Origin of the sequence: Microcoleus sp. S28C3 (genome assembly GCF_036700785.1) — a bacterium.
GTDB classification, from domain to species: Bacteria; Cyanobacteriota; Cyanobacteriia; order Cyanobacteriales; family Microcoleaceae; genus Microcoleus; species Microcoleus asticus.
In genome coordinates, this window is sequence record NZ_JAUBPO010000070.1 from 31,015 (window position 1) to 43,268 (window position 12,254).

A 12,254-nucleotide genomic window follows, 5' to 3' on the forward strand; every position below is an offset into this window, starting at 1 on the left:
GCTTGACATCTTAAAATCAATCTAAAATCTACAATCTACAATCGATCGACAAGTTCCCGCGCCGCCGCTTTGGTAACTTGTGCGATCCGTTCCTTCACAACACTCTCTTCGATCGCCCTCGGCTCTGATTCCTGTTCGCGATCGATCCCCAACCATAAAAGATACTCGATATTACCGGCCGGGCCAAGTAAAGGCGACCACGTTAAGCCGCGTTCCTGCCATCCTAAAGCTGTGGCTGCCTTCCACACTTGAAAAATCGCATCGGCTTGAGTTGCTGAGTCTCTCACTACGCCTTTTTTCCCGACTCTCTCGCGCCCTACCTCAAACTGCGGCTTTACCAGCAACACCGCTTCTCGCGGTGGTGCCAACAATTCCCACAGCGCCGGTAAAATCTTATCCAGGGAAATAAACGACACATCTACTACCGCCAAATCTGCTCGCTCAGAGTCGCCGTAAAGCTCAGTAGCAGTCATGTACCGCAAATTGGTGCGTTCTTTCAAAATTACCCTCGGATCGTTGCGCAAGCCCCAATCTGCTTGACCGTAGCCAACATCTACGCCGTAGACTAGGGCTGCGCCGGCTTGCAGGAGACAGTCGGTAAAACCGCCTGTGGAAATGCCGCCGTCGAGACAAATTCTGCCTGCAACTGGAATGGCAAAAACTTCTAAAGCTTTGGCTAATTTGTCGCCGCCTCTAGAAACATAGCGCGATCGCTCTTTGATCTGAATTTTTGCTGCAATATCAACCTCAGTGCCCGGTTTGTCAACTACCTGTTGGTTGATGGAGACTTTTCCCGTCCGAATCAATGCCTGAGCTTGCTGTCTGGAGCTGCACAAATCTAGGCTGACCAATAAAGTGTCTAGTCGCTGTTTAGCCAAGGTTTTTAATCTGTACGGATAGGGTTAAGAACAGTACCAGATTAGCACTTACGCACAAGCCCGACTGCTGATTTTTGGCGACCATTTTGGTTTTGCGCTCATTGAGGGGCGATCGCCCCCACCTCACATTATGTGACTGAGATCGCTCTGATTGTGTAGTTGGATCACAGATATACCTTCATAAAATCACATAAAAATTTGTGCTACTAGCGGATGATTTATATGCAGCGAAAAGCGCTCCAAATACCATCAGGGCGATCGATCATGAAAACAATTAACTTTCCTATCAGAAATGCGGGCAATTGTCAAGAAAATCCCCTGGCTTTCATCAGCGGTGATATCATTCACATTCTTTATCCCAACGGCGAAGTAGAAGCAAGAACCGCCGAACAAGTCGATCGGCATCAAACCAAAAATCCCCTGGACAAATGCCTCGTCTGGGGATGTATTGGCGATTTTTAACACCGCTTCAAAGAAATAATGCAATTAGAGGGAAGCTCCAAACCCTTAATTCATAAGTCATTCCCAATTATTCAAATCTTTAATCTCAAATTTTTAATCTCAAATCTTTAATCTCAAATTTTTAATCTCAAATTGTCTAACCCATAAAAAAAGATCGCTTGGAGGCTGTGAGGCCAAAAAAAGCGATCGATCCAACTGCTACTAACTGCAAGCCACCAGTGCAATTTGCTGTTAAAAGAAGTAGCAAATTGACTTAAATATCTTGTTCGCTCAATTCGCGAATCAAGTAATCAAAAGGCTGCTCCAAAAAAGACCCTACAGACAAGCCAGCAGATGCCACCTGAGCCTTAACCATCTCCTTCATAATGCCAATTCCCATCACCGTCGGGCCAATGGGAACGCTGAGAGAATTGTAAGTTTCGCGCAAACCTTGCAGCACGCGCTCGTCGAGTACGTCGGTACTTCCGGCCACCAAGGCGTAAGTAGCATAGCGCAAGTAGTAGTCCATATCCCGCAGACAAGCCGCATAGCGGCGAGTCGTGTAGGCATTTCCGCCCGGACGGATCAATTCAGGCTGTTCGGCAAATAGCTGAATACCAGCTTGCTTGACAATTGTCGCAGCATTGCTGTTAATCGCCGCCGCCGCCTGTACCCGTGCCGTACCCGTTGCAAAATAAGATTTCAACCGATCGATACCATCTCGGTCTAAATACCTACCAGCAACATCATAATTTTCAATCAGGCTCGTCACTGCATCGCGCATAAGTTTCTCTCCCAAAAATCTTTATCAATACTTTGCTATCTGAGACAGACCGCCTATTGTAGACTACTACAAATCGGCGTTTGATTAAGATTTGAGATAGGATTTTCACGAAGGGTAGTCTATCCCCGGCAAACGACCGCAAAATTCAGCCGTTTGCCTTGTATCTTCAGCCGAAAAATCGACAGGGCAAGAATCTCGAACTGCCCGACTGCACTGGGCCCCTATTTCTAAATTTTGTAGCCGTAGATACAAAATAGTGGGTACTGAAGGCCTACGATCGCCCAAACAGTATGAAATCGGCCGATCGCCAAGACACAACCAATATCAGGAGTAAGTCATGTTCCAGACGCCCCAAGAAGCCTTAAATTACATAAAAGAAAATAAAATCCAGATCGTTGACCTAAAGTTCATCGATATGCCGGGGATCTGGCAGCACCTTTCCCTGTACCACGACCAAATCGACGAAACCGCATTCACAGACGGCGTACCCTTCGACGGTTCCAGCATTCGGGGCTGGAAAGCCATTAACGAATCTGACATGACGATGGTCATCGATCCGACAACCGCTTGGATGGACCCGTTCATGGCAGAACCGACCATCAGCTTCATTTGCAGCATCAAAGAACCCCGCACCGGGGAACCGTACAGTCGCTGTCCCCGCACCATTGCCCAAAAAGCCATAGACTACTTGCTTTCGACCGGTCTCGGCGATACAGCATTCTTTGGCCCGGAAGCAGAATTCTTTATTTTTGACGACGTTCGCTTCGACCAAACCCAAAATTCCGGCTACTATTACGTAGATTCGATCGAAGGTCGCTGGAATTCCGGCAAAGAAGAAGCAGGCGGCAACCTCGGCTACAAACCGCGTTACAAAGAAGGTTATTTCCCAGTAGCACCAACCGATACCTCTCAAGACATGAGAACGGAAATGCTGCTGACAATGGCAAAATGCGGCGTACCCATCGAAAAACACCACCACGAAGTTGCCACCGGCGGTCAATGCGAACTCGGTTTCCGCTTTGCCACTTTAGTACAAGCCGCCGACTACTTGCTGACTTACAAATACGTAATCAAAAACGTCGGCAAAAAATACGGCAAAACCATCACCTTCATGCCCAAACCGCTGTTTAACGACAACGGTTCCGGGATGCACGTTCACCAGTCGATTTGGAAAGACGGCCAACCTCTATTTGCAGGCGATCAATATGCAGGTTTCAGTCAAATGGGACTGCATTACATCGGCGGCATTCTCAAGCACGCACCGGCACTTTTGGCAATCACCAACCCCACGACCAATTCCTACAAGCGTTTGGTTCCGGGCTTTGAAGCGCCTGTAAACTTAGCTTACTCTCAAGGAAATCGATCGGCATCAGTGCGGATTCCGTTGTCGGGAACCAACCCCAAAGCCAAGCGGTTAGAATTCCGCTGTCCCGATGCCACTTCCAACCCCTATTTAGCATTTGCAGCCATGCTGTGCGCCGGCATAGACGGCATCAAGAATCAAATCGATCCGGGCGAACCTTTGGACGTGGATATCTACGACCTTTCCCCTGAAGAATTGAGCAAAATTCCTTCAACTCCCGGTTCCTTGGAAGGCGCTTTAGAAGCTTTAGAAAAAGACCACAGTTTCTTAACTGAAACCGGCGTATTTACCGAAGACTTCATCCAAACCTGGATTTCCTACAAACTAGACAATGAAGTCAACCCGATGCGGCTGCGTCCTCACCCCTACGAGTTTGCTTTGTACTACGACTGTTAGATAGTTAATAATTAAAAGTTAAAAATGGTATAATCACCCTTTTTAACTTGTGATTTTTAATTGATAACAACGCCGCCCTTAAAAGCGGCGTTTTTTTCTAGTTTAGAACTTCTGGATCAACGCCCAGACTCTCCCGTTACCCGACACTATCTGGGCAACGCTATTAGTAGTAGCACCCGCTGTAGCCTCAGAGACATCCTCTACAGCCCATTTATTTGCTTTCTCATCAATCATAAACAAATCGTCAGGGGTAGTGCCTTCCTGCACCAGATATATCTTATTGAGAATGAAACGCCGCCGCGCCTCAGCTTTTGGTATGCCAAGCACATCATCTGGAGCAACACAGATGGCACTGCCTTCTTTTAATGTACCTTTCGAGTTGCTTAAATTGCGATCGTCCCTTTGAGCAACCCGCACCCGGTGAAGCTGCAAACAAGGCTCAGTCTCAGAGATATTCCACACAGTAGCTAGCGCCCCACTTTTTCCCAAACCGAGAACCGCTGCACTCACAGTCAAAATGAGCAAAAATTTGAAATGATTCACCATTTATGCTCCGCATATTTGTGAAATTCTGCACTCATTCTAAATTAGCAATTAGCAATTACCGACCAAACGATGTCCGATATTTTTGTGATGATCCGCAATCAGAGTAAGGTCGCCATGACTTCAATTGACGGCATTGCCTTTGTCACTTTACTAACTCAAGAAGGACGAGTGCTGGCCGAGGAGACAGTTGACCTGTTTGAGGCAGATGTGAATTTTGATAACCTAAAGAAAGGAAAATATACTGTAGTTGTCAGGCACGAAGGCGTTGAACCGCGCTCGGCAACCTGTAGTGTTACAATCACCGATGAATATCAAGTAATCATGCTGACATTTGTTTACCTGGAGCTAGAACGGGTACTGCTGGGAATTCAAACTTCAACCGAAGAGAGACTTTAACTATGACAGTTAAAGTTAATCCGCCAAATTCCATTAAAATGTTCCGCTATCGAGTACATTTTTTAGCACCATATTCCTGGAGGCAATAAAATCCTATTTGTCCGATTAATCTGGCTTTACAGTTTTAATTGTGAGCCTCGCAGCATTGGTGTGTATGGGCTTCATATCTTTAGTCTGGGGAGTGCTGTAGATTTTTTTGGTGAATTTTCCTGAGTCTTGGAAATTGCCTATTGACAACTTGGTGTGTACGGGTTTTAATCAGATCGTGGCGCATCTCCAAAGAGTGAAAAAATTAGTTGGATGAAAACCGGGTTGAAGGGATGTTTCTCTTCAATTAGTTTCCTCCGAACCCCACAGAGTGGGGAAATTAGTTAGATGAAAAATACTGTAGATTATAGACACCAAAGTTATGCTTTTATTTCTGACAATCAATCTCGGTCAAATGCTGATTGGTCAAGCTTCCTTTTGCCCCGACCCTAATGGGATACAAATGATAGTCGTAGGGATTTTAATTGCATTACTTATCGCAGTTACTGGCGGGATGATTGTGGCAATTTATTTAATAGCATCAACCATGTTAGCAGGGTTGTCATGGGTAGGATTGATAACAGGGGGAATTTTTAGTTTTCTTCAGCTACCACTAGAGTTTCATACTGTGGGATTTTTTGGGCTAATTATGTTGTTTGTAGTAGGGGGTATCAAGTGGATGTTAGGATGTGGTTAATTTTAATTAAGCTCGCTAGAAAAAAAAACCGCTTTCTGACCACCCGTGCGTCCACGACTAAATTTGCCCCACGGCTCAATTCTCCGATACAAAAAACTTCTACCTTGCGAGTGAATTAGGAAGCCGAAAAACTGCGTTACACTTATATAAGTATCTTTATAAAACAACATAAAAGCATGACTGTTGCCTATCCCCGCAAGCTGCGCAACGCAATGGGAGCGCGCGAGATTTTAGCTCGAGTAGTGCACGATCGCGAACTGCACCTGATCACCCTCAACCGCTACCGCTACAGCGAACAGCGCAGTTGCAAAGACCTCACGGACGTGATCGAACGGCTCGACGGCGAACCGGCCGAACTCGTGCGCGACCTCTCCCGCCACATTTCCGACGAAGCGCGACACGCTATGTGGCTCACCGACTTGCTGGTAGACTTGGGCCAAAATGTGGGAACGCCGCCGGGAATCTCCTACATTGACGAATTTGACCGCCTGCTGGACAAAGAGCAATACAACCCGAAAAGCAACCTCGATGACAGTGTAATTGCAGGCTTAGTCGCGATTAACGTCACCGAAAAGCGGGGCTGCGAATACTTCTCAGCGCACATCCACGCCCTCAAACAGGCTCCCCAAACCGCAGAAAACGTCAAAATCCGCGAAACTATCGAAAAGATTTTTCCCGAAGAAGCTGGTCACGTCCGCTGGGGCAACCGCTGGCTCGCCCAAATAGCTGCCAAAAGCCCGGAACACCGCCAGAAGGTGGAACAGGCAAAGCGCAAGTATGTGGCGATCGAACAAGCAGCATTTGAATCGGGAATGGATATCATGTTGGGGGCAGAACTCCGCCGCGTCACCCGCCTCGTGGATATTGCCAACACCATGCCGATGTGGGAACGCCCGCAATACCTGATGGAACGCTTGCCCATGACCTTGCTTGCCCCGGATCTGCAAATGACCAGAGTCGATGTTGCTCAGCGGGCCTGGAACCGCGACCCGCAGGCATTTGTGGAGAAACTTGTGCCGATGTTCCTCAACGGCTTGAATACCATTGAGAAGAAGCCGGCCCCGGCCAAGCCCAAGGCTTAAACACTGGCGAGGGCTTGTGCGCGGAGCGACTAGAAACCCGGTTTCTTCCTGCCTGTCTCGTTGAAGGGCGCGATATTTCTGCGAGAAACCGGCTTTCTTTTCTAGAACTTACGCACGGGGTGTCATCACCTTGGTTTCTTCCCTGGGGAGCGAACTCAAAGCGTAAGTTTTTGTCAAGAAAGCCGGTTTATCAAGGTTTTTGTGTGTAAGTCCTATTTTTGTAAGTCCTAAATAGGAAGTAAACTGATTATTGGAATAGTTTTCCGTCTAAATATAATCATGACTAATAGCGAGCCGAACATACAAACAGCTTCCACAGAAAGCCTCTCAAGTGAAAGTGCGATCGCCTCCGAGCAGGTCGAAAAAGCCACAGCCGTCACCTATGCAGAAGAAATTGAAACTGTCATCGCCAGCATGGCTGTAGACCAAAAAGTGATGGTCGGTCAAAGTGAAGCTGGCGGACATCTTTGGAAGTTTAAGTACGGCAGTGTTGAAGTGTTCGTGCAACTCACCGGCGAAACCGAAGATGATACTTTGACTGTTTGGGCTTTTGTACTGCAATTGCCGGCGAAGAATGAAGCTCAATTAATGCGGAAAATCCTAGAAATGAATTGGTTGTCTACTTTGGAATCTCATTTTGCCATTGTTGACAATCAAGTTGCGGTAGTATCGACTCGGACGATCGCCGAAATCTCCGCCGGGGAAATTTCTCGGGTTATTACTATTGTCGCCACGATCGCCGATGATAATGACGATATTCTGCAAGCAGAATTCGGTCAGTAGTGATTAATTAACAGTTAACAGTCAACAGTTAACAGTTAACTGTTAACTAATATGCAGGCCCTGCGATCCAAGCAATCGTGATTCCCAGCCCCAAACCTACAAGCACTTGAAAAGGAGTGTGTCCCAACAACTCTTTGAGGCGAGCCTCATTAAGGTTGTGATCTTCCTCAAAAAACTCGTCAATAATTTGGTTGAGGATGCGAGCTTGCTTGCCTGCGGCTTGGCGGACGCCTGCTGCGTCGTACATCACAATAATTGCAAAGATCGCAGCGATCGCAAAGTCCGGACTTTCCCATCCCATCGTTTGTCCGACTTCAGCAGCCAAAGCGCCCACAAAAGACGAGTGAGCGCTGGGCATTCCCCCCGTTGTTACCAAATACTGAAGATTAAACTTGCGATTTTTGACCAACTCGATCGGCAGCTTCATGATCTGAGCCGCCAGACAAGCGAGCAAAGCAACCACGAGTACATGATTGTTTAATATGCCGCTGCAAATTTCCTGCATAGTGTTTGGTATTTCTAGTTACTGCGGCTGGTAATAAAATCGGCGATCGCCAGCAGCGGTAGAGCTTTGCTCCCAAACACTGCCAATTGAGCCTTAGCATCAGCAACAAGCTGTGAAGCCTGGCGCCGAGACTCCTCAATTCCCCACAAACTGGGAAAAGTCACTTTTCCTGCTTTAACATCTTTGCCAGCAGTTTTGCCCAGTTCTTCTTGGGTAGCAGTAATATCCAGAATGTCGTCAACGATCTGGAAAGCCAGCCCAATATTTTGAGCAAAACGAGACAGCCGCTGCAAATCCGCAGCCGAGGCAGATGCCAAAATTGCCCCACTAACTACGCAAGCCTCTAACAGCGCACCCGTTTTGTGAGCGTGAATGTAATTCAAAGTTTCCAGAGAAACATCTGTCTTTCCTTCCGATTCCAAGTCAACCACCTGACCTCCTACCAATCCAGCAGCCCCGGATGCCCGCGCCAAATGGGCGATCGTCTGCAACACCTGCTGGGGGGGTACGTTCTCAGTTTTAGTGGCGATAAATTCAAAAGCATAGGTCAGCAAACCATCGCCAGCCAAAATGGCGATATCATCGCCGTAGACTTTGTGGTTCGTCAGTTTGCCTCGTCGGTAGTCGTCATTGTCCATTGCCGGCAAATCGTCGTGAATCAGCGACATCGTGTGGATCATTTCCAAAGCGCAAGCTGTCGGAATTGCCATAGATGTAGTGCCGCCGGCCAGTTCGCAGCTAGCCAGACACAGGATCGGACGCAGGCGCTTGCCCCCCGCTAGCAGCGAGTAGCGCATTGCTTCGTAAATTTTCTCTGGGTAGATGACCGGCAGTGCACTGTCGAGAGCTACCTCGATCGCCTCTTTTCGCTTGACTAGATAAGTAGATAAATCGAAAGAGGATTCCGGTTGGGACGAACCCATTTCTGTTGCCAATACCATCCCTTGCTCTCTTGTACTGAATAATTACGTGGGATATTGTGAGCCGTTCGGGTCGATCGTGCCGACTTTTACGGCGGTAGTTGCTCGAACTCCGAGCATCAATTAATCATTCTACGGGTGTTGTTGCACAGAAAATCTTTGAGTTTTAATAACTTTGTCAAATTACCAGTCAATCTAAAATCTACAATCTCAAATCTCAAATACGCTGATTTGTCTGGCGACTTCCAAAAACCGCTGCACCGCCGCCGTTGGATCGCTGCGCCAAATCAAAGCGATCGCCACAATGCAGGTTGATTCTGGCAGCGTTTTGTAAACAACCCCGCTGCGCTGGAAATTTTGCATCGACGCCGGGACGATCGCCACTCCCATCTCGGCGGCTACCAGACTCACAATGGTTTGCATTTGAATTGCTTCTTGAGCCGCGATCGGGCTAAAACCCGCTTGCTGACAAAGACTGACGATCGGATCGTACAACCCTGGAGCCATAGAACGCGGAAACAAAATGAACGGTTCGGCAGAGAGATCGCGCAATTCCACATTGGCGCGATCGGCCAAATGATGCGTTTCTGGCAGTGCCACGATCAGCGGTTCTCGAAAAACGATTTCAGAATTTATCCCATCTTCCTCAACCGGAGGGCGCACGAAGCCGATATCAATTTGCCCGAACCGCAGCCGCTGCAACTGTTCGTTTGTCGTCAGTTCGTGCAGTTCCAGCTTGACGGCGGGACAGCGAGTGCGAAACGCCTGCAAAATCGCTGGAACAACATTGTGTGCTGCGGAACTCACAAAGCCGATCGTCAATTGTCCGAGTTCGCCCCGACTGGTTTGTCGGCCGAGTTGAATTGCTCGATCGACTTGCAGCAGAATTTTTTGTGATTCCTCGAAAAAAACCTGTCCCGCAGCCGTTAACTGCACCGTCCGCTTGGTGCGGCGAAACAGTTGAAACCCCAACTCTGCCTCCAAATGCTGGATTTGTTGGCTCAGCGGAGGTTGGGCAATATGCAGTTTTTCGGCTGCGCGAGTGAAATTCAGTTCCTCTGCAACTGCAATGAAATAACGCAAATGCCGAAGTTCCATAAGTCCCCACAATTGATATTTTAAAAGTATCAGTGGTTAGTTAAACATATATTGGACATTAATGATGATATTTCATACAGTGATTAATAGGCGAAGTTGAGAATCAAAAAATGGCTAATTTGGATATCAAAATTAGAGAAGCAGAGCTGGCAGATTTGGAATTAATCGTGGGTTTTCTTTCGCAAAAAAGCGAGTTCGATGGATGTAAAAACCTGTTAGCAGCAACAGCAGATAAATTGCAGAAAACAATGTTTGGCCAGCCTCAGCTAGTGCGGGTTTTGTTTGCGGAAGTTGCGGGAACAGCGGTAGGATTTGCTCTTTTTTATTCCTCATATTCAAGTTTATTGACGCAGCCGTGTCTTTGGCTTGATGATTTATTTGTGCAAGCTCCTATGCGCGGTATGGGAGTCGGTACAGCGCTGTTAAAGTATTTGGCACAAATTGCTGAGTCCACAAATTGCGGGCGTATGGAATGGACTGTTAATACTGGCAATGCACCGGGAATTGCTTTTTATGAAAAGCAGGGAGCGCGCATTTTGGAAAATATTAGAGTTTGCCGTATTGATGGGGATGCAATTTGTCTGCTTGCTGGCCAATAATTTAATAACGCGCCCGCTTTCGTTGCCTTAGCGGGCGCGTTAGCCTAGGAAACGAAGAGAAGGAAAGAGAAGAGGAAACAAGAGATGTCACAAACTTATTGGAATACAAGTCTTTACGAACAACAGCACGCTTTTGTTTGGCAATACGGTGAATCGCTGTTGAAATTACTTGATCCTCAAGCTGGAGAACGTATTCTAGATTTGGGCTGCGGTACGGGACAGTTAACTGAAAAAATTGCTCAAAGCGGTGCTTCAGTGCAAGGTATTGATTCATCTTTGTCGATGATTTCCACGGCAAAAGTAAACTATCCTCACATCAACTTCGCAGCAGCAGATGCGAGGAATTTTCAAGTAGAATATCCGTTAGATGCTGTGTTTTCTAATGCGGTTTTGCACTGGATTAAACAGCCGGATGCTGTGATTAATTGTGTGGAAAAAGCGCTGAAGCCGGGAGGGCGTTTTGTGGCTGAGTTTGGCGGTAAGGGGAACGTGGGGGCGATCGTCCGGGCACTTTTGAGTGTTTTGTCAGAAATTGGCTACCAGGAGCCTGAAGCGCTTAATCCTTGGTATTTTCCGAGTATTGGCGAGTATGCTGTGCTTTTGGAAAAGCAGGGATTTGATGTCGGTTATGCGGTTTTGTTCGATCGCCCGACTCCCCTAGAAGGCGGCAGCGCGGGTATGGTAAATTGGATTGAAATGTTTGCTGGCGGGTTCTTGTCGGGGTTGTCTGATGGTGTGCGATCGCAGGTAATTAAGGCAGTTGAAGAACGTTTGCGATCGGCGCTTTACCGCGATGGTAATTGGATTGCAGATTATCGCCGAATTCGTGTTGTTGCTGTCAAAAATTCCTCACGGTAAATCATAGTGATTAGTGATTTCGATCGGATATTGAAAGCGCTACTACACCAACTTTCCCCCACTCCAAGCAGACTCAAAGAGTAAAGAATTTTACAGGACTTACGCTGCACAGTCAATTTTTACACTACCGATAGTAGTAAGGTGGGTATTTCGCACCCTACTACTAGCGTTTCTGCGTAACTTCTGTAAATATCAGGAGTTAATTTGTGGCTAACAAAATGATAAGTTTGTCAGCTCACCACTGATTGTCCTGAACTTAGAAACCCTGGACGGAAACAATCCTGCTTTGTAGCTCATTAGGCGTTACATCGTCTACAAAACCTAAAATCGCGTTAGAATTCCTGACTCTGATTAGAGTTCCTGAAGCAGAGCCGCTAAATTCCCTGGCTAGATCTGGAGGAATGAATTGTTGTAAAGCTGGCGCTCCCTCGAACCTATATGTTAATGTCACATTCTGTACCGGCTCCAACACTATATCATTCACAGTTAACCCACTCGCTAATCCAATGCGATCCACCTCAGGATCGAACAATTCGATCGCATCACTAGAATTGATATCTGTAGTGGCAGGATCTATTCCCAGAACGCATAAATTATTGCCAAACTGACAACTTAATACGTCTCTGCCCAAGCCGCCAACCAGAGTGTTATTCCCCTCTAGGCCGTCTAAAAGATCATTGCCTCTACCCCCAAATAAAATATCATCGCCAGCTTGTCCAATAAGGAAATCAGCATCTAGACCACCACTGAGGCAGTCATTTCCCTCAGCTCCAGACAGGAAATCTCTTCCTTTTCCCCCAAATACGGCACTGTTCTCTTAAGGCGTGAGTGCTAGGATATTTGTGCAGCATAGAGTACAAGCTTATGAAGTGTATCCATTG

Annotated in this window: 15 protein-coding genes and 1 pseudogene; 8 read left to right on the forward strand and 8 right to left on the reverse strand. The window is 47.1% G+C overall.

The annotated features are described in order from the left end of the window. Positions 1-35 precede the first annotated feature (35 nt). A complete protein-coding gene (locus QUA13_RS20385) occupies positions 36-878 on the reverse strand; it encodes a TlyA family RNA methyltransferase (RefSeq protein WP_333201384.1) in 843 nt (280 codons plus the stop codon). 264 nt (positions 879-1,142) lie between these two features. Here QUA13_RS20385 and QUA13_RS20390 point away from each other — a divergent pair, with 264 nt between their 5' ends. Further along, on the forward strand, positions 1,143-1,340 hold the full coding sequence (locus tag QUA13_RS20390) for a hypothetical protein (RefSeq protein WP_172187272.1): 198 nt from the start codon (positions 1,143-1,145) through the stop codon (positions 1,338-1,340). Between the two features lie 253 nt (positions 1,341-1,593). On the opposite strand, the gene apcB is transcribed toward QUA13_RS20390, so the two are convergent. After that, complete coding sequence (apcB, locus tag QUA13_RS20395; protein WP_333201386.1) at positions 1,594-2,103, reverse strand: allophycocyanin subunit beta; 510 nt, start codon at positions 2,101-2,103, stop codon at positions 1,594-1,596. Between the two features lie 337 nt (positions 2,104-2,440). Between apcB and glnA the strand changes: the two genes are divergently transcribed. Next, the gene (glnA, locus tag QUA13_RS20400; RefSeq protein ID WP_333190955.1) at positions 2,441-3,862 is read left to right on the forward strand and encodes a type I glutamate--ammonia ligase; all 1,422 of its coding nucleotides are present in this window, start codon (positions 2,441-2,443) and stop codon (positions 3,860-3,862) included. A 102-nt stretch (positions 3,863-3,964) separates the two neighbouring features. Here the strand turns inward: glnA and QUA13_RS20405 are convergent, their stop codons facing one another. After that, positions 3,965-4,408, reverse strand: a complete 444-nt coding sequence (locus QUA13_RS20405; protein ID WP_333201388.1) for a hypothetical protein — start codon at positions 4,406-4,408, stop codon at positions 3,965-3,967. Between the two features lie 114 nt (positions 4,409-4,522). Between QUA13_RS20405 and QUA13_RS20410 the strand changes: the two genes are divergently transcribed. The 4 genes from QUA13_RS20410 to QUA13_RS20425 all read left to right on the forward strand — a co-directional run bounded on the left by QUA13_RS20410 (position 4,523) and on the right by QUA13_RS20425 (position 7,393). Further along, positions 4,523-4,804: a hypothetical protein gene (locus tag QUA13_RS20410; RefSeq protein WP_333201390.1), complete on the forward strand. Its 282-nt coding sequence runs from the start codon at positions 4,523-4,525 to the stop codon at positions 4,802-4,804. A 409-nt stretch (positions 4,805-5,213) separates the two neighbouring features. Continuing rightward, positions 5,214-5,528: a hypothetical protein gene (locus QUA13_RS20415; protein ID WP_333201392.1), complete on the forward strand. Its 315-nt coding sequence runs from the start codon at positions 5,214-5,216 to the stop codon at positions 5,526-5,528. 176 nt (positions 5,529-5,704) lie between these two features. After that, entirely contained in the window at positions 5,705-6,610 is a 906-nt protein-coding gene (locus tag QUA13_RS20420; RefSeq protein WP_333201394.1) for a ferritin-like domain-containing protein, read from the forward strand. A 279-nt stretch (positions 6,611-6,889) separates the two neighbouring features. Continuing rightward, positions 6,890-7,393, forward strand: coding sequence for a YbjN domain-containing protein (locus QUA13_RS20425; RefSeq protein ID WP_333190950.1), 504 nt, complete (start codon positions 6,890-6,892; stop codon positions 7,391-7,393). 46 nt (positions 7,394-7,439) lie between these two features. Here the strand turns inward: QUA13_RS20425 and QUA13_RS20430 are convergent, their stop codons facing one another. The 3 genes from QUA13_RS20430 to QUA13_RS20440 all read right to left on the reverse strand — a co-directional run bounded on the left by QUA13_RS20430 (position 7,440) and on the right by QUA13_RS20440 (position 9,916). Further along, positions 7,440-7,898 carry a divergent PAP2 family protein gene (locus tag QUA13_RS20430; protein ID WP_172187220.1) on the reverse strand — a complete coding sequence of 153 codons (459 nt, stop codon included), beginning with the start codon at positions 7,896-7,898 and terminating at the stop codon, positions 7,440-7,442. Between the two features lie 14 nt (positions 7,899-7,912). After that, positions 7,913-8,839 (reverse strand): geranylgeranyl diphosphate synthase CrtE, encoded by a 927-nt coding sequence (gene crtE / locus QUA13_RS20435; RefSeq protein WP_333201396.1) that lies wholly within the window; start codon positions 8,837-8,839, stop codon positions 7,913-7,915. A 189-nt stretch (positions 8,840-9,028) separates the two neighbouring features. Further along, positions 9,029-9,916, reverse strand: coding sequence for a LysR family transcriptional regulator (locus tag QUA13_RS20440; RefSeq protein ID WP_333201398.1), 888 nt, complete (start codon positions 9,914-9,916; stop codon positions 9,029-9,031). A gap of 110 nt (positions 9,917-10,026) precedes the next feature. Between QUA13_RS20440 and QUA13_RS20445 the strand changes: the two genes are divergently transcribed. Both QUA13_RS20445 and QUA13_RS20450 read left to right on the forward strand, forming a co-directional pair. Then, positions 10,027-10,515, forward strand: a complete 489-nt coding sequence (locus tag QUA13_RS20445) for a GNAT family N-acetyltransferase (protein WP_333201400.1) — start codon at positions 10,027-10,029, stop codon at positions 10,513-10,515. Positions 10,516-10,599: 84 nt separating this feature from the next. Further along, a complete protein-coding gene (locus tag QUA13_RS20450) occupies positions 10,600-11,373 on the forward strand; it encodes a methyltransferase domain-containing protein (RefSeq protein ID WP_333201402.1) in 774 nt (257 codons plus the stop codon). A 256-nt stretch (positions 11,374-11,629) separates the two neighbouring features. Here QUA13_RS20450 and QUA13_RS20455 read toward each other — a convergent pair whose 3' ends face one another. Together QUA13_RS20455 and QUA13_RS20460 are read right to left on the reverse strand one after the other, a co-directional pair. Next, positions 11,630-12,094 carry a hypothetical protein gene (locus QUA13_RS20455; protein ID WP_333201408.1) on the reverse strand — a complete coding sequence of 155 codons (465 nt, stop codon included), beginning with the start codon at positions 12,092-12,094 and terminating at the stop codon, positions 11,630-11,632. Between the two features lie 12 nt (positions 12,095-12,106). Beyond that, positions 12,107-12,166 (reverse strand): annotated as a pseudogene (locus QUA13_RS20460) (hypothetical protein); the annotation flags it as partial. Positions 12,167-12,254: the final 88 nt, after the last annotated feature.

Bases quoted from the DNA above. Each gene is read 5' to 3' on its own strand.
- crtE (WP_333201396.1), bottom strand. From the start codon at position 8,839: ATGGTATTGGCAACAGAAATGGGTTCGTCCCAACCGGAATCCTCTTTC.
- QUA13_RS20450 (WP_333201402.1), top strand. From the start codon at position 10,600: ATGTCACAAACTTATTGGAATACAAGTCTTTACGAACAACAGCACGCT.
- QUA13_RS20430 (WP_172187220.1), bottom strand. From the start codon at position 7,898: ATGCAGGAAATTTGCAGCGGCATATTAAACAATCATGTACTCGTGGTT.
- apcB (WP_333201386.1), bottom strand. From the start codon at position 2,103: ATGCGCGATGCAGTGACGAGCCTGATTGAAAATTATGATGTTGCTGGT.
- QUA13_RS20440 (WP_333201398.1), bottom strand. From the start codon at position 9,916: ATGGAACTTCGGCATTTGCGTTATTTCATTGCAGTTGCAGAGGAACTG.
- QUA13_RS20425 (WP_333190950.1), top strand. From the start codon at position 6,890: ATGACTAATAGCGAGCCGAACATACAAACAGCTTCCACAGAAAGCCTC.
- QUA13_RS20410 (WP_333201390.1), top strand. From the start codon at position 4,523: ATGACTTCAATTGACGGCATTGCCTTTGTCACTTTACTAACTCAAGAA.
- QUA13_RS20445 (WP_333201400.1), top strand. From the start codon at position 10,027: ATGGCTAATTTGGATATCAAAATTAGAGAAGCAGAGCTGGCAGATTTG.
- QUA13_RS20390 (WP_172187272.1), top strand. From the start codon at position 1,143: ATGAAAACAATTAACTTTCCTATCAGAAATGCGGGCAATTGTCAAGAA.
- QUA13_RS20420 (WP_333201394.1), top strand. From the start codon at position 5,705: ATGACTGTTGCCTATCCCCGCAAGCTGCGCAACGCAATGGGAGCGCGC.
- glnA (WP_333190955.1), top strand. From the start codon at position 2,441: ATGTTCCAGACGCCCCAAGAAGCCTTAAATTACATAAAAGAAAATAAA.
- QUA13_RS20405 (WP_333201388.1), bottom strand. From the start codon at position 4,408: ATGGTGAATCATTTCAAATTTTTGCTCATTTTGACTGTGAGTGCAGCG.
- QUA13_RS20415 (WP_333201392.1), top strand. From the start codon at position 5,214: ATGCTTTTATTTCTGACAATCAATCTCGGTCAAATGCTGATTGGTCAA.